Here is a 19,607-nt window from a genome sequence, read left to right on the forward strand (position 1 = left end):
AGCTTGCCTAGGCTTACGCCTTGGGGTTAGGCAAGGGGACTTGCTTAGAATCCCTTATTTTAAACAATGATGGTGCTTTTGTATAACACCAGACCAGGTGTAGCGCTGGTCATTTTCGCGTATGGACGAAAATAAAAAAGCACCCGAAGGTGCTTTTAGGTGCAGCTTAGCGCTGCGTATTCATTAGTTCATGCCGTACTTTTTCAGCTTCTTGCGTAAAGTACCACGGTTGATACCTAGCAAGATGGCCGCACGCGTTTGGTTGCCACGTGTGTAAGTCATTACTTCTTCTAGAAGCGGTGCTTCTAGTTCAGAAAGAACAAGCTCGTATACATCTTGTACGTCCTGACCGTTAAGCTGCTTTAAGTAGTGGTGAACAGCTTTTTTAACAGCGTCGCGAAGAGGCTGTGGTTTCTCTTGTGACTGAACGTGAGCGTTAGTAATAAAAGGAGAAGTCACATTTTGTTCAAACATCGTTGTATTGTCTCTTTCTTTCTGGATTAGCAATAAGTTTCAAAGTACTCATTAAGCGCTTCCACCTGCTGTTGAGGTGTTTCTAGCGCATTGAATACTCGCCTAAACTGACCGTTTTCGTCATGAGCGTGCAAATACCATCCAACATGCTTGCGAGCAATCCGCGCCCCCATGGGCTCACCGTAAAATTGATGCAGATTAGTTAAATGCTCCATCAATATGCTGCGTACTTCGCCTAATTCAGGCGGCGCTAGCAGCGTTCCGGTTTTTAAATAATGATCGATTTCCCGGAAAATCCAGGGGCGACCTTGGGCGGCTCGGCCAACCATGATGGCATCTGCGCCCGTATACTCTAAAACCTGTTGTGCCTTATGTGGCGATGTAATATCACCATTAGCCACCACAGGAATCGACACTGAGCGTTTCACGGCTCTAATCGTGTCGTATTCAGCATTGCCTTTATACATGCACGCACGAGTGCGTCCATGGACGGCAAGTGACTGAATACCATTGTGCTCAGCGATAGCTGCAATCTCGACGCCGTTGCGATTATCCACATCCCAGCCAGTACGGATTTTCAATGTGACGGGCACATCCACCGCATTAACCACCGCTTTAACGATGGCTTCGACCAACTCTGGATATTGCAGCAACGCAGAGCCTGCAAGCTTTTTATTCACTTTTTTTGCCGGGCAGCCCATATTGATATCTATGATCTGCGCGCCATTGGAAACGTTAAATTGTGCGGCTTGCGCCATAAGTTCAGGGTCGGCACCGGCAATTTGCACGGAACGAATACCTGACTCACCGCTGTGATCCATACGGCCCATGGATTTAGCTGTACGCCAAACCTTTGGGTTGGAAGACAACATCTCGGAGACCGCGAGGCCTGCACCTAAGCGACGACAGAGTTGTCGAAAAGGGCGGTCGGTTATCCCAGCCATGGGGGCGACCATTAAGTTGTTTTCTAACTGGTACGGACCAATTTGCACAGCGACTCAATTCACCTCGTTTCAAGGGGCGCTAAGTTTACGGTTTTTTGCGGCAAAATCAAAGGCTATAAATTGAACAAAAGTGCTTTTTTTTTAAACTTTTCGTATTGACATTTGGTAACGAGCTGAGGGAGTGATTTTTTTGTTTGTTTTATGAACACAGGCCCGTGAAAGCTTACTCTGCGGGGTGTTGATGATGCGTAAAAAGTGTAAAAAAGTCGCGCAGGGACAATTGTCCGCTGCGCAAATAGTGTCAGCTGTGGTTACTTTTTAACCCCACTGATGCGCACCCAATCCCCTTCCTGTTCGATAGGGGCGAGGTTTACTTGCTGGTCATAATGACTGGCTACCGATTGCGCTTGCTCAGCCAGCACTCCAGATAGAGCAATGTCACCGCCGGACTTTAGCAAGCTGAGAATCACTTCATTAAGCTCACGCAAGGGTTGGGCAAGAATATTAGCAACCACCACATCAGCTTCAAGGTGAGGTTGGTTTTGTGGCAAATACACCTCTAGCTGTTCAGCAACACCATTACGTGCGGCGTTGTCTTGACTGGCATCGAGGGCTTGCTGGTCGATATCTATACCGATAACGCGGGCAGCACCTAACTTGATGGCCGCAATCCCCAAAATACCGGAACCACAGCCAAAATCGACCACAGTTTTGCCGCTTAAATCGAGGCCTTCTAACCACTTTAAGCACAGCGCGGTAGTAGCATGGGTGCCGGTGCCAAAGGCCAGACCCGGGTCGAGCATAACATTAACCGCACTAGGGTCTGGCACATCGAGCCAGCTCGGGCAAATCCACAAACGCTCGCCAAAGCGGATAGGGTGGAAGTTTTTCATCCACTCTCGTTCCCAATCTTTGTCTTCAAGTTGCTCAATTTTATAATGAAATTGCTCTTTAAGCTCAGGCTGTACTTTTAGGTAGTCAACCACGGCTTGCATATCGTGGTTGGCCTCAAACAGGCCAATCACAGTGGTTTCTGCCCAGTATTTTACTTCCCCGGGCTGGGGTTCAAAAATAGGCGTGTCTTTAGTGTCCATGAAGGTCACCGATGGACAACCGATGTCCATAAGGTGATCACTAATGGCATCAGCCGTTGACTCGGTGGCACGAATGCGGATTTGGATCCAAGCCATTGTAAATCCTCGTTAAAAAAGGCCGCTAAAAAGCGGCCTTGATGTAGTGTGTAAGACGCGGCTTATTTGCTGGCGTCTAAGAAACTCTTCAGCAGGTCAGAGCGCGATGGATGGCGTAACTTACGCAGTGCCTTCGCTTCGATTTGACGGATACGCTCTCGAGTAACGTCAAACTGCTTACCCACTTCCTCTAGGGTGTGGTCGGTATTCATGTCGATACCAAAACGCATACGTAGTACTTTTGCTTCGCGGGCTGTCAGGCCTGCCAGTACTTCGTGAGTCGCGCCTTTAAGGCTTTCCATGGTCGCTGAATCGATTGGCGAATCAATGGTGGTATCCTCAATGAAATCACCTAAGTGCGAATCTTCATCGTCACCGATAGGCGTCTCCATTGAAATCGGCTCTTTAGCGATTTTTAATACCTTACGAATCTTATCTTCAGGCATTAGCATGCGCTCAGCCAGTTCTTCAGGGTTTGGCTCGCGGCCCATTTCCTGAAGCATCTGACGCGAGATACGATTGAGCTTATTAATGGTCTCAATCATATGTACCGGAATACGAATAGTACGCGCTTGGTCAGCAATCGAGCGAGTGATTGCCTGACGGATCCACCAAGTTGCATAAGTTGAGAACTTATAACCACGGCGATATTCAAATTTGTCGACCGCTTTCATCAAGCCGATGTTACCTTCTTGGATCAGATCCAAGAACTGCAGACCTCGGTTGGTGTATTTCTTGGCAATTGAAATAACCAGACGTAAGTTTGCTTCAACCATCTCTTTTTTCGCACGGCGAGCTTTCGCCTCACCAATACTCATACGACGGTTGATGTCTTTAATACGCTCAATGGATAAACCGGTGCTTTGCTCAATCTGTTTTAGCTTATTGATGCAACGTTCAATTTCCGGTTTTAGCTCGCTTAATTTCGCTGAGTAGCTCTCGCCTTTAGCGATTTCGGCATCAAGCCAAGAGGCATCGGTTTCGTTGTTAGCAAAATGCTTAACGAACGTTTTCTTTGGCATTTTAGCAACTTGTACCGCTTGCTTCATGATGATGCGTTCTTGCACACGCACTTTATCCATCATTGCACGCATGTTGTTAACCATGCGATCAAATTGCTTCGGTACTAGTTTGAAGGTACGAAATAGCTCGCCGATCTCAATAATCGCGGCTTTAGCATCGGGATGCGAACGGCCTTTTTGCTCGAAAATCTCGCGTGCGCCAGTGTACAAGGCACGAAGCTTTTCAAAGTGCTCGCGCGCTTCTTCCGGATCTGGACCGTTATCGGTTTCTTCTTCATCATCGTCATCGCTGTCAGCATCATCGTCTTCGTCATCGAGCTCTTCTTCGCTCAATTCAGAACCAATGTGTGTGGCAGAGATTTGTGTTTCGTCCTCGTTGGGATCGAAAAAGCCAGTGATGATGTCGCTCAAGCGAATTTCTTCGGCTTCGAACATGTCCCACTGTTCAAGTAGGTGCGAGATAGCCTCTGGATATTCAGCAACAGAAATCTGTACTTGGTTGATACCTTCCTCAATACGCTTGGCGATATCAATTTCGCCCTCACGAGTAAGTAGCTCAACCGTCCCCATTTCACGCATATACATGCGCACAGGGTCCGTAGTACGACCGATCTCTTTTTCTACCGTTGCCAGGGCTGCAGCCGCAGCCTCTGCTGCGTCCTCATCCGTGGTCGTTTCAGCCATCATTAATTCATCGGCATCAGGCGCAGACTCGCTGACCTTAATACCCATGTCATTAATCATGCTGATAATGTCTTCGACCTGATCCGAGTCAATGATGTCTTGTGGAAGGTGATCGTTCACTTCCGCGAATGTAAGATAACCTTGCTCTTTACCTTTCTGAATCAGAAGTTTTAGTTGTGACTGAGGAGTTGGATCCATAGAGATTTGCTCTTCCACCCTGATAAGTTGATACAACAGGCGTCAGCTTAAGAACCTAAGCTGGGAGCCCCAAGCCGGTTTGACGCAGTGAATTGCGTATTATAACAGACCGAGTTTTTTCTGGCTAGCTTTCGAGCACTTCACTGCCTTTTAGTGCTTGCGTTAGTAGCGCGTATTCACGTCGTTCTTCAAAGCTTAAACCTTGCGTCTTGTCCTTTATTAATAAGGTCTCGAGGCGATGATTTAAACACTGATCTTCAATGAATTTGACCGTTTGTTGGAAATGAGGTTCCAAAACCTCGTCGTTTATTTGGTGTGGCCACGCTGCAAGCTTAGTAAGTGCGCCGTATTCAGGGCGTTCACGGTAACTTTCTAACAACTGCGCGGTGGTAATTTGTGGGTTGTCTAAACATTGCTTTTGAATGGCTAAAAACAATTCCAAACCCGGTAAACCTAAACTGGCAAGCTCTGGCATGTACTCAACCGTAGGTGCCAGTTGTGGGTGTTGCACCATGAGCGCAATCGCGGTGCGCATGGGCGTCATTTTAAATTGGCTCTCAACCCGTTTTTGTTGTTTTGGGGTTTTGAGCTTGGCATTGAGTTGTTCCCGAGTGCGGCCAATAAACCGTGCTAAACGTTCTAATAGGCTTTCTTGGTAAAACTCACTGGGAATTTTTTCAATCAGTGGTAAGGCTTCGCTTAGTAACTTGGCCTTGCCTGCATCCTGAGTAAGATCTAAATGTTCGCTCAAACGAGCAAAAAACACCTCGATAAAATCTTTGGCGTCATCCAAGCGTTGTTCAAAGGCCGCTTTGCCCTCTTGCTGTACCAATGAATCGGGGTCTTCACCGTCCGGTAAAAACACGAACTTCAGTGCCTTGCCGTCTTTTAAATAGGGCAGAGCGTTTTCAAGTGCGCGCCAAGCCGCGTCGCGACCCGCGCGGTCGCCATCATAACAACAAATAACTTTGTCGGTGGCCCGCAGCAGTAATTGCATGTGTTCGGCGGTGGTCGCAGTGCCCAAGGCGGCAACGGCATATTTAATATCATGCTCAGCCAAGGCCACCACATCCATATAGCCTTCAACAATAAGTAACTGCTCAAGCTTTTTGTGCGCTTGCTTAGCCTCATAAAAACCGTACAGCTCAAATCCTTTATGGAATACCCGGGTCTCAGGTGAGTTTAGGTATTTAGGGCCGTTATCATCGCTGCCCATAATACGTCCGCCAAAAGCAATGACCCGACCGCGACGGTCGCGGATAGGGAACATCAGTCGGTCACGGAAGAAATCAAAGGTGCGGCCATTGTCTTTTTGGGTGGCCAGTTTAAGCTCGATCAACTGCTGCTTTTGCTTGGGGTTTTTCCCCAGAGTCTGGCACAAGGCTTCCCACTCACTCGGGGCATAGCCAATTTGATAGTCTTTGACCGTTTGGCCGCTGAGGCCTCGCCCTTTAAGGTAATCAATCACCAACTGTGAGTTAGCATGATGGCGCAACTGCTGCTGATAATACCGTGCTGCTTGTTCCATCAATTCATAGTCTGAGCGCTTTTGTTCTTGACTGACAGGAGGGCGCTCGGAATTATTATGGCCTTGCTCTCTTGGCACTTCGAGGTGCAATAAACTGGCGAGCTCTTCGATAGCGTCAACAAAGTCGAGTTTATCGTATTCCATGACAAAACTGATGGCGTTGCCATTGGCGCCACAACCAAAGCAGTGATAAAACTGTTTGTCTTGAGAGACGGTAAACGACGGTGTTTTTTCGTTATGGAAAGGGCAACAGGCTTGGTAGTCTTTGCCTGCTTTTTTAAGATTAACGCGCGCGTCTATTAACTCTACAATATCGGTGCGAGCTAAAAGATCATCGATAAATTGTCGTGGGATCTTGCCTGCCATTTGCTAACACCTAATTGGGAATAGAGAATCTCAGTAGTATATCAATCGCCACGAAGAAATGGAGCTGCCACAGTGACTTTATTTTTCAATCGTGCACAAACGAAGAAACCGAGCACAAGGCTCGGTTTGCTTGAATTTGCTTTCGCAATCTAGGCGCTGAGTCGCTGTTTAATAAGGCCTGATAATTTGCCCATATCGGCACGGCCTTCAGCTTGACTCTTAATTACGCCCATCACTTTACCCATGTCTTGCATGCCTTGGGCACCGGTGTCGGCGATGGCGTTATCAATCAGTTGATTGATTTCATCCTCGTTCAGTGGTTTTGGAAGAAACTCTTCTAAAACCGCAATTTCGGCAGCTTCCACATCAGCGAGATCGTCACGACCGGCGTCTTTATACTGAGTATAAGAATCACGGCGTTGCTTAACGAGCTTAACGATAACCGAGGTAATCGCGGCTTCGTCTAAGGTAATGCGCTCGTCGATCTCACGCTGTTTAATGGCTGCTAATACTGAACGCACAGCACCAAGGCGCATTTTGTCCTTGGCACGCATCGCGTCTTTTTGTGCATCTTTTAAGGTAACTAAAAGACTCATGACATCAAGACCGAGAAGCGATTAGTATAAACGAACGCGACGTGCGTTTTCGCGAGAAAGCTTTTTCATGTGACGCTTAACAGCAGCCGCTTTTTTACGCTTACGCGCAGCGGTTGGCTTTTCATAGTGCTCGCGACGACGAACTTCTGAAAGGATACCTGCTTTTTCACATGAACGCTTGAAGCGGCGTAGAGCTACGTCAAACGGCTCGTTTTCTCTTACTTTAACTACTGGCATTAAAAATTCACCTACCTAACTAAATGAGCTTCACTCATCTGATCAAATTATGATCAAGTGGTTCAAAAATGGTGCGGCATTGTAATCCGACTTACCCCCGTGTGTAAAGAATAAATATCACAATACTGGTAAAATTGCAGCAACCAAGTAGAATATGCGGCCTTATCCGTGCCACCTAAGCCCATGTAGGAGACTCACATTGCGCATTTTGGGAATAGAATCTTCCTGTGACGAGACCGGGATTGCTATTTATGACGATGAACAAGGTTTGCTTGCGCATCAATTATATAGCCAAGTGAAAATGCATGCCGATTATGGCGGCGTGGTGCCTGAATTAGCATCGCGCGATCATGTGCGTAAGACATTGCCTTTAATTGAAGCTGCGTTTGCCGAAGCAAAGTGTAGCCCTGAGGATTTAGATGGTGTGGCCTATACCGCAGGCCCAGGCCTTGTCGGGGCTTTATTAGTAGGCTCATCCATTGCACGCTCCTTAGCCTATGGGTGGCAGCTCCCTACTGTGGCGGTTCACCATATGGAAGGACATTTGCTGGCACCGATGTTGGAAGAGCGAGTCCCAGAGTTTCCTTTTGTGGCTCTGTTGGTATCCGGAGGGCACACGCTGTTGGTGAAGGTTAGCAATATCGGTGAATACCAAGTACTTGGTGAGTCGGTGGATGATGCTGCCGGTGAAGCCTTCGATAAAACCGCAAAATTACTTGGGTTAGATTATCCTGGCGGGCCCTTATTGGCGAAGTTGGCAGAGCAAGGCACGCCGGGGCGCTTTAAGTTCCCCCGACCAATGACCGACAGACCTGGCTTGGATTTTAGCTTTAGCGGGTTGAAGACCTCTGCGGCGAATACCATTCGTAATGAAGGGGACGACTCACAAACGAAGGCTGATATTGCCCATGCCTTCCAAACCGCCGTGATCGATACCTTGGCGATTAAGTGTAAGCGAGCACTTAAGCAAACCGGTATAAACCGCTTAGTGATCGCCGGTGGAGTCAGTGCCAATACTTATTTACGTGAACAGTTGGCGAAGGTGATGCAAGGCATGCAAGGTGAGGTGTACTATCCGCGCCCAGCTTTTTGTACAGATAATGGTGCGATGATCGCCTACGCCGGCATGCAGCGCCTAAAAGCAGGGCAAACTGGTGATGTGAGCACGCAAGTTATGCCGCGCTGGCCAATAGATAGTTTACCGAGCATTGCTTAAGGGTCGTGTGCGCATGTTCAACCCATGCGCGCAGCCTTAGATGAGGCGTTGTTAATTCATTCTTTTGTACCAGTATAAGTGCCGCTTATGCTGGTAATGTCGTAAAAAATTCACCTAACTTTCTTAAATTTGACCAAAGCTGCAAGACTTTCTAAGGTGATTGCTATAAAGTGAGCGCAATTAAATTGAACTGCTTTAAGCAACCCGTCACCGCCTTAAAGCCAATGCATTTAGGTATGTCATGAGTGATAAGCGTTTTGCCGTCGCATCAGAGCAGAGCTTGATGCGCGTCTTTACGGTGCCAGAGGCACCGGACTCAACGCTCAGTAAAATAGAAGCCGAGATTTCTAGTAATCTAGCTGGCTTTTTAAATGAGAACATTGCTGCGGTTGAAAAGCCGCTGCATGAAATCGAGCGCGACTTCGAATCAGCTCAGGTTCCCGAAGAGCCGATGTTTGTCAGTGCCCATGCTCAGGACATCATGGAAAAGCTGGTAGCGCATTCCGTGCATACCGCTGCCCCGAGCTTTATTGGTCATATGACCTCGGCGTTACCTCATTTTGTGCTGCCACTGTCCAAACTCATGGTGGGTCTTAACCAAAACCTGGTAAAGATCGAAACCTCCAAAGCCTTTACTCCATTAGAGCGCCAAGTGGTCGGCATGCTGCATCATATGGCGTATGGTCGCGAGCAAAAGTTCTACGACAAGTGGATGCATAGCGCCAAAACCTCGCTCGGTGCGTTTTGCTCCGGGGGCACGGTGGCGAACATTACTGCCTTGTGGATAGCGCGCAACTGCTTGCTCAAGGCTGAAGGTGATTTTAAAGGCATTGGCGCTCAAGGATTGGTGTCGGCGATGTTCCACTACGGTTATAAAGGTTTGGCGGTATTGGTTTCCGAGCGAGGCCATTATTCCCTTGGTAAGGCCGCCGATGTGCTCGGTATTGGCCGCGATAACTTTATCGCGATTCCTACCGATGAAGATAATAAAGTCGATGTTGCGGCGATGCGCAAAGAGGCACGTGCCCTCGAAGCCCAAGGCATCAAAGTGATGGCCTTGGTGGGAGTCGCTGGGACCACCGAAACCGGCAATATCGACCCGTTGAATGACATGGCTGATCTGGCCGAGGAGCTAGGCTGTCACTTCCATGTCGATGCGGCTTGGGGTGGAGCCACCTTGTTATCGAATAATCACCGTCATCTGCTCAGTGGCATTGAGCGTGCAGACTCCATCACCATTGATGCGCACAAACAAATGTATGTGCCTATGGGCGCGGGAATCGTGTTATTTAAAGACCCCAGCGCGACCGACGCCATAGAGCACCACGCTGAATATATACTGCGTAAAGGTTCAAAAGATTTAGGCAGTCATACTTTAGAGGGGAGCCGCCCGGGAATGGCGATGTTGGTGCATGCCTGCTTACGTATTATCGGTCGTAAAGGCTATGAGATGCTGATCGATAAAAGCTTAGAGAAAGCGCGCTTTTTCGCTGATTTAATTAAATCGGAAGCGGATTTTGAACTGATCTCCGAGCCTGAACTGTGCTTATTAACCTACCGTTATGTGCCAGAGAAAATAAAGGCACGGTTGCAGCAGGCGGATGAGCAAACCAAGCTGGATATTTACGCCGCATTGAATCGTTTCACCGCTAGCATGCAAAAGCGCCAGCGTGAGGCGGGGCGTTCATTTGTATCGCGTACCCGGTTGACTCCAGCTGCCTACGGTTATCAGCCTACGGTGGTATTTCGTGTGGTATTGGCGAACCCACTCACCTCGAAAGCGATACTTAAGGACATTCTTGCAGAGCAGCGTGAATTAGCCGCCTCAGATCCGATGTACAAAAAGTACTTGTCTAAGTACCTTTAAGCCTGCCTTAAACTACAAGCCCTGACAGAAGGTGAGTAAGTCGCGAATGAGTGGCTTACGCACCGTATCGTGCTCGCATAACAGCTCATGCTTAGCCCCTTGATAGGTTTTTAATACAGCTTGGCGTTGACCATGGATAAAGTCGTTATAAGGACTTGGGTCAACCACGGTATCGCATTGTGCTGCAGCGACAAATAACGGCACAGGACATTGGCAGGTCCGTAGCTTCTTGATAGCGGCAAAAGCGGCGTTAAGCCAGGCGTAAGTCACCCCCCCTAATTGCATATCGCTGTGCTGCTCATATAACTGGCGAAAGCGCGTATACCGGGCTTCACTGTGGGTGAGTTCATTTTCTGCAAAGGGGATATTACGATAAGGGCCGTGTCCAGGGACATAACGCCCGCCTTGACCGACTAAGGTCATTAGCCATGCCCATAAGCGTGCTTGCCAAGCTTTGATATTACCGGTATCCAGTTGCAGCATCGGGGCGCTTAAAAACGCGCCGCTGAACGAATGGCGGTGGTGACAAAGATAGTCTAAAGCGATTGCTCCCCCCATGGAGTGGCCAAGGAGTATTTTTTTCCCTTGCCAGTGGCGTTCAACCACCTCGTTTACAAATTGCGCAAGGTCTCGGCTGTAATCATCAAAGTGCCCTACATACCCTTTGTGGCTATCTTCAAGATGGCGATAAGAGCGCCCTTGACCTTGATGGTCAACAATAAACACGGCAATGTTATTACGCGCAAATTCCCACAGCAGCTCTTGGTATTTCTGTGCCGCTTCAATGCGCCCTGAGCTGATCACTAACGCAAAGTCAGCTTGGTAGGGTAAATGGTAGGCGTAAAATAACTTACCTTGGCGTGTGTCCACAAAGCCCTTATGCATATCTTGCTGCCAAAATTGCGCGATGGCGTCATCATTTTTATGCAGTAGTGCTTCGCTGGAGTAGAACATTCAGTATCAGGTCGTAGGGAGTTTTATGGTCGCTACTAAACCACCTTGAGGGTTATTTTGCAATACAAGTTCCCCATTGTGGGCCGCTATAGCCTTGTTGGCAATCGCTAAGCCTAAACCGGTGCCGCCACTATCGCGGCTGCGCGCAGAGCCAACGCGGTAAAAGGGTTCCTTGAGATGAGCAAGCTCATGCTCAGCAACGCCAGGACCATCGTCGCTAATAGACAGTAGCATTATCGTGTCTATCCACTGCAAGCTCACTTCAATATGCTGATTGGCATATTTGATTGCGTTACGCAGTAAGTTATCGCAGGCACTGGCTACCACTTGGGGGTCAATGTTGAGGAAATGGCTATCACTGAGCTCAGCAAGAGAGAGCTGCTTATGCTCAGAGTCGGCCTCGAACTTGGCGTCGGCAAATACCGGAGCCAGTAACTCACGCACACTGATGCGCTGGCGCGCAATACTTTGTTGACGATTTTCTAGCCGTGAGAGCATCAAAATACGGGCAATAAGTGTATCAAGCTGCTTGGTTTCTTTTTCTATGCGCTGCAGTTGTAATAAGGTTGCGCTATCGGCACTGTCTTGGGCTAATGCACAGGCGAGCGAGAGTCGCGTTAATGGCGAACGTAGCTCATGAGAAATATCACCCAACAACGAACGTTGACTATTCACAAGGGTTTCTAGACGCGCCGCCATGGCATTGAACTCGTCGGTGAGAACGCCAAGCTCATCATGGCGAACGTTACTCGGCGCACGACTTTGTAAATTACCTGCGGCGATGTCTTTCGCGGCGCTTCGTAGCGCATTGACCGGTGTGATCAAGGTGCGGGTAAACAGCAAACTCAACAACAAAGAGGCACCCAAAGCCACAACTACCTTAAGCCAAGTAGGCATGAGTTTGAGCCGCAATAACCAAGGTAGCTTGCGCCCGGGGCGCAGCTCATACAGCTGATATTGCCCGTCCGGTAGGGTGATCAGCAAAGGGCCTAATGCTTGAAAGTGCTCGTGGAAAATCATTTGTGGAGCCATGCTCTGGCGAAAATTAAGCTCATTGAGGCCAATGTCGTGGGGTGGGGTGAAGTTCTGTAGCGCTTTATCTTGGTCAACAGAATACAGATAAAGCTGCTTTCTTTTGGCAAAGCGGCCATGGTTGATGAGCTGCTCAGCGCTGATATCGTGTTTATTAGCACTGCGCTCAATGGCATGCCCTAAGCGCTTTAAGTAGTGCGCATCGCCACCGCGTAAAGGCTCATAAGACAGTTCACTGAAGCTCATCGAGCTTAGCCCGGCAAGCAACGCGAAGGTCGCGGCTAGGGTGAGCCAAAACCACAAGAATATTTTCACATAAAGTTTGCTAAACAATGGCCGCATTTACGCATCTCCCACCAAGACGTAACCGGCACCGCGTAGCGTGCGAATACGCTCGGCCTCAATGTGTTCGGCTATTTTCTTGCGCAAGTTACTGACATGCATGTCAATAGAGCGGTCATATGGCGCTAAGCGGCGGCCCAACACTTGTTCACTTATTTGCTCTTTACTGATCACGGTGCCCGGTTGTTGTAGTAATAAGTGCAAAATAGCAAACTCAGTGCCGGTGAGTGCCAAAGGCTGTGTATTGGCGCTGACGCTGCGGCTATGCATACACATATCCAGACCGGCAAACTGTAAGTCCTGACGAGGCTTAGTGGCATTGATATGCTCGATGCGTCGAGTAATAGCCTTGACGCGGGCGAGCAGCTCTCGGTGGTTGAAAGGCTTGGGGATATAGTCATCGGCACCGAGCTCTAGGCCAAAAATACGATCAAAATCATCGCCTTTAGCGGTCAGCATGATGACTGGCATCAGCGATTGAGCTCTGAGCCTTTTTAAGACCTCGAAGCCATCTAACTCTGGCAGCATGACATCCAGTAATAACAGATCAAAATTGCCAGTTTCGGCAAGCTCCAAGCCTGTTTTTCCATCATGCGCACAGGTCACTTGGAAATGCTGGCTCTGTAGGTATTCGCTGAGCATTTGCGCTAGTTCAGTATCATCGTCGGTTAGTAAAATATGCATGTCATTCCCAGTACGTATACAGCGACAACGCTATACTACCTTATCCCTTGCCAGCAGTGTGAATCCTTTACATAACCTTTACACCGCCCTGACAGTGCTTTGCGTTGACGGCGCTATGCTAGGCACTGTGAATTGTTTTCAATCAGGACAAACAAGGAGTCCACAATGAAACTAGGTAAGAGTATCAGCGCAACGTTGCTTTCTTTAGCCTTGGCATCCAGCGCCGTGTTTGCTGGTCAAGGCGCTCACCACAACCATGGTGAGCGTGGTATGTTTAACAAGCGTATGGCCAATTATTTACAGCTTAGCGAGCAGCAACAGAGCCAAATCGAGGCTATTTTAGATGCGCAAAAGCAACTGCAGCCGCAGCGAGACCAGCGTGGTGACATGAAACAGCAGCTAAATGCCTTAACGCACACCAATGCGAGCTTCGATGAGCAGGCTGCGCGAGCGTTAATCCAAGAGCAGCAAGCTAAACAGCTTGAACGTAAGGTTGCACGGTTACACACCCAGCATCAAATATGGAACTTACTCACCGAGCAGCAGCAACAAAAGTTGCAGGAACTCAAGGAAAAGCGTCAGTCGCGCGGCCATCATAAGCGTGATCATTAAAATTTTATGTTAGTGCACGTAAACGGCCCATTGGGTCGTTTTTTTGTGCGGACATTTTCAGTGACTTGCGCTTAAGTGCTAGTAAGCGATAGCAAATTTTGCTATCAATAATAACGTTGAGCTATGACTCGATAGCTTACTAAAATGTAAATGCTTAAAGTTGATCAGGTATGTCGTGGTTTTCTCTCTCCCTTGAGCCACGGAAATAACCATTATCGATGCTGTATTGGGGTAGGGCCCAAGTTTACGGAGCGAACACAATACAGCGGCTTCGCGTATTAAAGGACTAAGTTGTTGGAAAAACAGAAGTGGTATAAAAATCCAGAAATGCTCATTGCGCTGACCGCGCTTTTTATTGGCTTAATTACGGCCTTTATCTCTATTTATTCTGCGTACATAGATCGCGCCTACGCGAAAGCTTCTGTGTGGCCAAAAGTAGAGGTTTTCAGAAGCAAAGGAAAGGATCGCTTTAGTTATGGCGTGGCGAATAGAGGCACGGGCCCGGCCATTATTAAGTATGTAAAAGTCAGTATCGATAAGCGGTATTTGCAGCAGTGGTCGGATTTACCTGAGTTCAACTCCATTTACCAATCCCATATAAGTTCAACCACGCTTCCTGCAGGCGAAATGATAAAGCCCTTGGTATACAAAGGGGAGGCTGTAGAAAATATCTTAAAGATAGATAAACGCCTCGAAATCGAGCTGTGTTACTGCTCAATTTATGACGACTGTTGGGTGGTGAGTCGCTCGCTTCAAGCCCGTCCTGTAGAGCAGTGTGAGGTAAACTCTAAGCAGGCTTTTTTACAATAACGACTGATGTGTGAAAGTAGTGGAATACGGTGCTTCAGTGCACAGCACCGTTACAGTTGTCTATCTGAGTATTGCGGTGTTTTCGTGGTATCTGAGTATCACCACTAGGCGTGTGCGATAGGCAAAAAAATACGCGGCCGTTGAGGGCCGCGCTGACGGAATAATTTCCAGCTTCCTGCCGGGATTGGAGCAAGTCCAATGTTCCTTTACTCACCGTAGTGAGCGCTACAAATCGCTTTGTAGGTTCATCCTTGTCCACTTCCTGTATAAACCTGTGATACACATCCAAGTCAGTCGCATGTGGTTCGCATTATGACTGCTATGATTGTTTAGCTCATCCTGTACTTCCTGTGATATGTACATCCTGCACATAATCCTCAGTGGAGCTATCACTGACAAATCCTTCGCTGTCCTTATTCACATTTCCTTTGTGAGCTGCGTTCACTCGCCTGTCCTATACTCAACCTTGAGTATCACGTCCGGTGTGCTCGGCATCCTGCCTATTTTTCCTTTGCTGTCCTTAAAGTAGCAACTCCTTTGCGTTATGCATCCTGCATCTGTCCATATTGGCATCTTGCCGTTTTCCCTTGACTATCCTTAGAATAACAATTCCCTTGTGTTATGCGTCCTGCACCTGTCCTTCTATGGCATCTTGCCAAATCCTACCGTCCTGTCTGCGTGTCCGTTGCGTTACGCGTCCTGCGCCTGTCCTTGAACTTCCGGTCCGTCCTTTGAGGTTGGCTTTCCTTAACTTTATCGCCCATATGCCCTTACAAGCGATGGAGACAGTATAAGGATGAATTAGGTACAGGTCAGGTAGTGGTAACAAACACTGATTTAGTAAAATAAACGAAATAATTAAAAATCTATTATTTATCAGTGTTTTGTGTATTTTTGCGTGCTGTTCTTTATCGCAAATGACGCAATAACCTGATGCTATGTGAGATATATCTCACAGTAACTCGGGCAAAGATGGAAGTTGTTCAGCTGGTGTTTATGTTGTGATGATGGTGCTGTACTTTTGCGGTGCAAAAGATATGATGCGCTTGAGAATTATTTTTATCTATTGGAGGCTTTATGAAAAAAGCATTGGCTTTGGGCTTGGCATCGTTACTCACTACGTTAACAGCCGCTCCCACCTTGGCGCAAGACAGCGTCAATATTTACTCGTTTCGTCAGCCTTTTCTTATTGAGCCCATACTAGAGAAGTTTACAGCACAAACGGGAATAGAGACCAACGTGGTGTTTGCGAAAAAAGGGCTTATTGAGCGCTTAAAGCGTGAAGGCAAGCATACTCGCGCTGATTTAGTACTTACCTCTAATTTTAGTGCCTTAATGCAACTAGACGATATGGAGCTAACGCAAAGCATTAATAGCGACGCGGTGGCCGACAATATTCCTGCTAGCTTCCGCGACCCCAATGGGCAATGGGTGGCATTAACCAAACGGGTGCGCAATGTCTACTCGTCAAAAGAACGTGTGGGCCAGTTAAGCAGCGTGCGCTATGAAGACCTGGGGAGCGAGCAATTTGCAGGTAAGGTGTGCATGCGCTCAGGCAAGCACCCTTATAACTTGGCGTTGGTCGCATCTATGATTGCCCATCACGGTGAAGCACAAACCAAGCAGTGGTTAACAGCGTTAAAGCAGAACCTTGCCCGTAAACCGCAGGGCAACGATCGAGCGCAGGTTAAGGCCGTAAAAGAAGGGCTGTGCGATGTGGCCATCGGTAACAGCTATTACTTTGGAAAAATGATGCAAGACGAGCAACAACGTACTTGGGCTGATGCCGTTTATATTAACTTTCCTAACCAACAAGACCGAGGAGCGCACGTTAATGTCTCCGGCGTTGCCTTAACAAAGTATGCTAAAAACAAGGATAACGCCTTGAAACTGATCGAGTTTATGACCGACAATACAGCGCAAAATATGTATGCCTCTGTGAATATGGAATACCCAGTGAAAAAGGGTGTGCCATTGTCTGAGTTAGTTGCCTCTTGGGGTGACTTTAAAGAGGACTCTCTGCCTTTATCGGAAATCAGTAAACATCGTCAAACGGCGTTGAAGCTGCTCGATGAGGTAAAATTCGACCTTTAATTACTGGGTATTGATGCGCTTTAAATTCTCGCTGTCATCGTGGCAGCTTATTGCGTGGACGACAGGCTTAGGCCTGTCGTTGCCGTTAGCTTTCCTTATTTTTGAGTCCTTGCAAAGTGATCCCAACGTGTTTAACCACCTCTGGGATACGGTGCTGTGGGATTATACCCGTAATACCTTAGTGTTGATCCTCGGTGTAGCGCTATTGAGTTGCTTGATTGCGTTGCCTTTAGGGTGGTTGGTCGCCTGCTGCGACTTTCCGGGGCGAAAACACTTTGAATGGGCTTTGATGCTGCCCTTAGCCATGCCTACCTATCTTATTGCCTATGTTTATACCGACTTACTGGATTATGCTGGTCCGGTGCAAATTCAGTTACGGCAGTGGTTTGGCTGGCAATCGCCGGATGATTACTGGTTTTTTGATATTCGTACGCTCGGTGGCGCAATCGTGATGATTGCGTTAGTGCTGTACCCCTACTTATTCTTAATTTTTAAAACCGCGCTGAAGGAGCAGTCTCATAAGCTGGTTCAAGCCGCCCATATTATGGGACACGGCCCAGTTGCAGGCTTTTTTAAAGTCAGTCTTCCTTTAGCTCGAGGGGCGATTGTCGCCGCTATAACCTTAATTAGCATGGAGGCGATGGCGGATTTTGCCACCGTCAATTACTTTGCTGTAAGCACCCTAACGACAGCGGTGTACGATACTTGGTTTGGGTATTATTCATTAACCGCCGCTGCGAAAATCTCAGGGATCATGCTGCTCATTTTGTTTTTGGCTATCATTATTGAGCGTTATTCGCGCCGCAACCGCGCCGTATTTGAGCGCCAAACCCAGCTAAGCGGTGAGCCTCTTTATACTCTCAAAGGAGCTAAAGCGTTGGCAGCTACAGGCTTTGCCTTAGTTATTTTGGCGCTTGCTTTCGCTATTCCGACGGCGGTGCTGGTTAGCTACGCGTTTAATTATTTTGACCAAGCGTGGAATGATGAGTTTTTCCTCTATGCTTGGCAAAGCCTAAAAATTGCCACTATGGTCAGCATCCTCGCCATTACCCTGAGTATTCTTGTGGTGTACTACCAACGCTTGAGTACAGCACGATATACACTGTGGCCTGGGCGCTTAGCCAGCACTGGATACGCCTTACCTGGCACCGTTTTAGCCATTGCGGTGCTGTTACCACTGACTAGTTTAGAAGTCGGCATTAATGATTGGCTCGCCCAATATGACTATCAACCAGGGTTATTCTTAAGCGGTACTATATTTGCCATCGTGTTTGGTTACTTGGTGCGATTTTACGCCATTGCCCATGGCGCCATAGAATCAAGCTTTAGCCGCATTAGCCCGAGCTTGGATATGGCCAGCCACTCAATGGGCCGCAATGAGCGACAAACCTTACTTGGCGTGCATATTCCCATTCTTAAACGCGGTATCTTAACCGCTGCCTTATTAGTGTTTATCGAGTGTATGAAAGAGTTGCCAGCAGCATTACTGTTGCGGCCATTTAACTTTGAAACATTGGCGACCCATGTGTTTCAGTATGTGAGCGATGAGCAATTAGAGCTGGCTTCAGTGTCGGCACTATTTATTGTATTAGTGGGGCTACTGCCCTTGTATTTTATTAACCGCTCAATGGAGCATTCTCGGTCATGACAGCGCAACTAGAATTAGACAACATTAGTTTCGAATACGCTGAGCGGGCAGTGGTCAACAATTTAAGCCTGACCTTAGCAGACGATGAGATTTTGTGTTTGCTAGGCGCCAGCGGTTGCGGCAAAACAACCACACTAAAAGCCATTGCTGGGCTTATACGTCCACATCGAGGGGTGATCCGCTTAGGGAAAGAGGTCCTGTGTAGTGACCAGCATTGTGTGCCCCCACAGCACCGCAACATGGGTATGATGTTTCAGGATTACGCGCTGTTTCCACACTTAACCGTGGCGCAAAACATAGCCTTTGGTTTAAAGGGCATGAGCAAAGCAAACAAACAGCAGCGGGTCGCGGAAATGCTCGCACTGGTGCATCTAGATGAGTGTGGAGGGCGTTATCCACACCAGCTTTCAGGCGGCCAACAGCAACGTGTTGCCATAGCTAGAGCGCTGGCATACAAACCTAGCCTATTGCTACTTGATGAGCCGTTTTCGAATATTGACCATCAGGTGCGTTTTCAACTAATTGCTGACATTCGCCGCATTATTAAAGACCAGCGCGTCTCTGCTATTTTTGTGACCCACTCCAAAGAAGAAGCATTTGCCTTTGCCGACACATTAGCGGTCATGCACAACGGACAAATTGCGCAGCAAGGTACGGCGAAACAATTATTCCAGCACCCTAACTCTAAAGTCGTGGCAGAGTTTTTAGGCACGGGTGTGTATATTGATGCCACTATCGTTGATGCCGAGCATGTACAAACGCCCTTTGGTATTGTGCGCTCTTTACAGCCTTTGCCATCATCGGGAAAGGGGCAAGTGTATGTTCGTCCTCACGATATGCAGTTGATTGGTGATGAACACGGTGAAGTGACGTTACTATCACAGCGTTTTGTCGGCACAGAATACGTTTATCGCGTCAGCGTGTTTGCTCAAGAAGTTGAAATTCCTGCTAAAGCTGAACAAGAGTTTTTGCCGAGTCAGAAGCTATCGCTTACAATTACCCCACACTCTGTGAATTTCTTCGCTGATTAAGCGCGAATTCATAGCCTGTATGTAGCCGCGCGGGCGGCTTAGCGCCCGTAATAGGCGCTGCTAACAATAACAACGAAA

The 19,607-nt window shown here is 48.0% G+C and carries 17 protein-coding genes; 7 read left to right on the forward strand and 10 right to left on the reverse strand.

Annotated elements, in window-relative coordinates; translation table 11 throughout:
* Positions 1–183 precede the first annotated feature (183 nt).
* The 7 genes from fis to rpsU all read right to left on the reverse strand — a co-directional run bounded on the left by fis (position 184) and on the right by rpsU (position 7,239).
* A complete protein-coding gene (gene fis, locus FIU82_RS02345; RefSeq protein ID WP_010374122.1) occupies positions 184–474 on the reverse strand; it encodes a DNA-binding transcriptional regulator Fis in 291 nt (96 codons plus the stop codon).
* A 26-nt stretch (positions 475–500) separates the two neighbouring features.
* Positions 501–1,466, reverse strand: coding sequence for a tRNA dihydrouridine synthase DusB (gene dusB, locus FIU82_RS02350; RefSeq protein ID WP_045980568.1), 966 nt, complete (start codon positions 1,464–1,466; stop codon positions 501–503).
* A 263-nt stretch (positions 1,467–1,729) separates the two neighbouring features.
* Positions 1,730–2,608: a 50S ribosomal protein L11 methyltransferase gene (gene prmA / locus FIU82_RS02355; protein ID WP_152440233.1), complete on the reverse strand. Its 879-nt coding sequence runs from the start codon at positions 2,606–2,608 to the stop codon at positions 1,730–1,732.
* Positions 2,609–2,670: 62 nt separating this feature from the next.
* On the reverse strand, positions 2,671–4,512 hold the full coding sequence (rpoD, locus tag FIU82_RS02360) for an RNA polymerase sigma factor RpoD (RefSeq protein WP_022945343.1): 1,842 nt from the start codon (positions 4,510–4,512) through the stop codon (positions 2,671–2,673).
* Positions 4,513–4,636: 124 nt separating this feature from the next.
* On the reverse strand, positions 4,637–6,406 hold the full coding sequence (gene dnaG, locus FIU82_RS02365) for a DNA primase (RefSeq protein ID WP_152440234.1): 1,770 nt from the start codon (positions 6,404–6,406) through the stop codon (positions 4,637–4,639).
* A 149-nt stretch (positions 6,407–6,555) separates the two neighbouring features.
* Positions 6,556–7,002, reverse strand: a complete 447-nt coding sequence (locus tag FIU82_RS02370; protein WP_022945345.1) for a GatB/YqeY domain-containing protein — start codon at positions 7,000–7,002, stop codon at positions 6,556–6,558.
* 21 nt (positions 7,003–7,023) lie between these two features.
* Positions 7,024–7,239: a 30S ribosomal protein S21 gene (gene rpsU, locus FIU82_RS02375; RefSeq protein WP_022945346.1), complete on the reverse strand. Its 216-nt coding sequence runs from the start codon at positions 7,237–7,239 to the stop codon at positions 7,024–7,026.
* A gap of 199 nt (positions 7,240–7,438) precedes the next feature.
* Here rpsU and tsaD point away from each other — a divergent pair, with 199 nt between their 5' ends.
* Positions 7,439–8,455, forward strand: a complete 1,017-nt coding sequence (gene tsaD / locus FIU82_RS02380; protein WP_152440235.1) for a tRNA (adenosine(37)-N6)-threonylcarbamoyltransferase complex transferase subunit TsaD — start codon at positions 7,439–7,441, stop codon at positions 8,453–8,455.
* A 241-nt stretch (positions 8,456–8,696) separates the two neighbouring features.
* Positions 8,697–10,322 (forward strand): pyridoxal-dependent aspartate 1-decarboxylase PanP, encoded by a 1,626-nt coding sequence (panP, locus tag FIU82_RS02385; RefSeq protein WP_022945348.1) that lies wholly within the window; start codon positions 8,697–8,699, stop codon positions 10,320–10,322.
* A 12-nt stretch (positions 10,323–10,334) separates the two neighbouring features.
* Here panP and FIU82_RS02390 read toward each other — a convergent pair whose 3' ends face one another.
* The 3 genes from FIU82_RS02390 to FIU82_RS02400 are packed head-to-tail and all read right to left on the reverse strand — an operon-like array spanning position 10,335 to position 13,334.
* A complete protein-coding gene (locus FIU82_RS02390) occupies positions 10,335–11,276 on the reverse strand; it encodes an alpha/beta fold hydrolase (RefSeq protein ID WP_152440236.1) in 942 nt (313 codons plus the stop codon).
* Positions 11,277–11,282: 6 nt separating this feature from the next.
* Complete coding sequence (locus FIU82_RS02395; protein WP_152440237.1) at positions 11,283–12,650, reverse strand: ATP-binding protein; 1,368 nt, start codon at positions 12,648–12,650, stop codon at positions 11,283–11,285.
* Entirely contained in the window at positions 12,651–13,334 is a 684-nt protein-coding gene (locus FIU82_RS02400) for a response regulator transcription factor (RefSeq protein WP_045980572.1), read from the reverse strand.
* A gap of 165 nt (positions 13,335–13,499) precedes the next feature.
* Here FIU82_RS02400 and FIU82_RS02405 point away from each other — a divergent pair, with 165 nt between their 5' ends.
* The 5 genes from FIU82_RS02405 (at position 13,500) to FIU82_RS02425 (ending at position 19,529) form a co-directional block, all read left to right on the forward strand.
* The gene (locus FIU82_RS02405) at positions 13,500–13,946 is read left to right on the forward strand and encodes a Spy/CpxP family protein refolding chaperone (RefSeq protein WP_152440238.1); all 447 of its coding nucleotides are present in this window, start codon (positions 13,500–13,502) and stop codon (positions 13,944–13,946) included.
* Between the two features lie 294 nt (positions 13,947–14,240).
* Positions 14,241–14,756 (forward strand): hypothetical protein, encoded by a 516-nt coding sequence (locus tag FIU82_RS02410; RefSeq protein ID WP_152440239.1) that lies wholly within the window; start codon positions 14,241–14,243, stop codon positions 14,754–14,756.
* A gap of 1,077 nt (positions 14,757–15,833) precedes the next feature.
* Positions 15,834–16,850, forward strand: a complete 1,017-nt coding sequence (locus FIU82_RS02415) for a Fe(3+) ABC transporter substrate-binding protein (RefSeq protein WP_022945354.1) — start codon at positions 15,834–15,836, stop codon at positions 16,848–16,850.
* 13 nt (positions 16,851–16,863) lie between these two features.
* Positions 16,864–18,498: an iron ABC transporter permease gene (locus tag FIU82_RS02420; protein ID WP_151173222.1), complete on the forward strand. Its 1,635-nt coding sequence runs from the start codon at positions 16,864–16,866 to the stop codon at positions 18,496–18,498.
* Entirely contained in the window at positions 18,495–19,529 is a 1,035-nt protein-coding gene (locus tag FIU82_RS02425; protein ID WP_151173221.1) for an ABC transporter ATP-binding protein, read from the forward strand. The genes FIU82_RS02420 and FIU82_RS02425 overlap by 4 nt, the downstream gene beginning before the upstream one ends.
* Positions 19,530–19,607: the final 78 nt, after the last annotated feature.

The sequence above is a fragment of the Pseudoalteromonas sp. THAF3 genome (genome assembly GCF_009363775.1).
Classification (GTDB): Bacteria; Pseudomonadota; Gammaproteobacteria; order Enterobacterales; family Alteromonadaceae; genus Pseudoalteromonas; species Pseudoalteromonas ruthenica.

What these genes read in the sequence shown, in the direction of transcription:
- fis (WP_010374122.1), bottom strand. Translation starts at nt 474, where the DNA reads ATGTTTGAACAAAATGTGACTTCTCCTTTTATTACTAACGCTCACGTT.
- prmA (WP_152440233.1), bottom strand. Translation starts at nt 2,608, where the DNA reads ATGGCTTGGATCCAAATCCGCATTCGTGCCACCGAGTCAACGGCTGAT.
- rpoD (WP_022945343.1), bottom strand. Translation starts at nt 4,512, where the DNA reads ATGGATCCAACTCCTCAGTCACAACTAAAACTTCTGATTCAGAAAGGT.
- dnaG (WP_152440234.1), bottom strand. Translation starts at nt 6,406, where the DNA reads ATGGCAGGCAAGATCCCACGACAATTTATCGATGATCTTTTAGCTCGC.
- FIU82_RS02370 (WP_022945345.1), bottom strand. Translation starts at nt 7,002, where the DNA reads ATGAGTCTTTTAGTTACCTTAAAAGATGCACAAAAAGACGCGATGCGT.
- rpsU (WP_022945346.1), bottom strand. Translation starts at nt 7,239, where the DNA reads ATGCCAGTAGTTAAAGTAAGAGAAAACGAGCCGTTTGACGTAGCTCTA.
- panP (WP_022945348.1), top strand. Translation starts at nt 8,697, where the DNA reads ATGAGTGATAAGCGTTTTGCCGTCGCATCAGAGCAGAGCTTGATGCGC.
- FIU82_RS02390 (WP_152440236.1), bottom strand. Translation starts at nt 11,276, where the DNA reads ATGTTCTACTCCAGCGAAGCACTACTGCATAAAAATGATGACGCCATC.
- FIU82_RS02395 (WP_152440237.1), bottom strand. Translation starts at nt 12,650, where the DNA reads ATGCGGCCATTGTTTAGCAAACTTTATGTGAAAATATTCTTGTGGTTT.
- FIU82_RS02400 (WP_045980572.1), bottom strand. Translation starts at nt 13,334, where the DNA reads ATGCATATTTTACTAACCGACGATGATACTGAACTAGCGCAAATGCTC.
- FIU82_RS02405 (WP_152440238.1), top strand. Translation starts at nt 13,500, where the DNA reads ATGAAACTAGGTAAGAGTATCAGCGCAACGTTGCTTTCTTTAGCCTTG.
- FIU82_RS02415 (WP_022945354.1), top strand. Translation starts at nt 15,834, where the DNA reads ATGAAAAAAGCATTGGCTTTGGGCTTGGCATCGTTACTCACTACGTTA.
- FIU82_RS02420 (WP_151173222.1), top strand. Translation starts at nt 16,864, where the DNA reads ATGCGCTTTAAATTCTCGCTGTCATCGTGGCAGCTTATTGCGTGGACG.
- FIU82_RS02425 (WP_151173221.1), top strand. Translation starts at nt 18,495, where the DNA reads ATGACAGCGCAACTAGAATTAGACAACATTAGTTTCGAATACGCTGAG.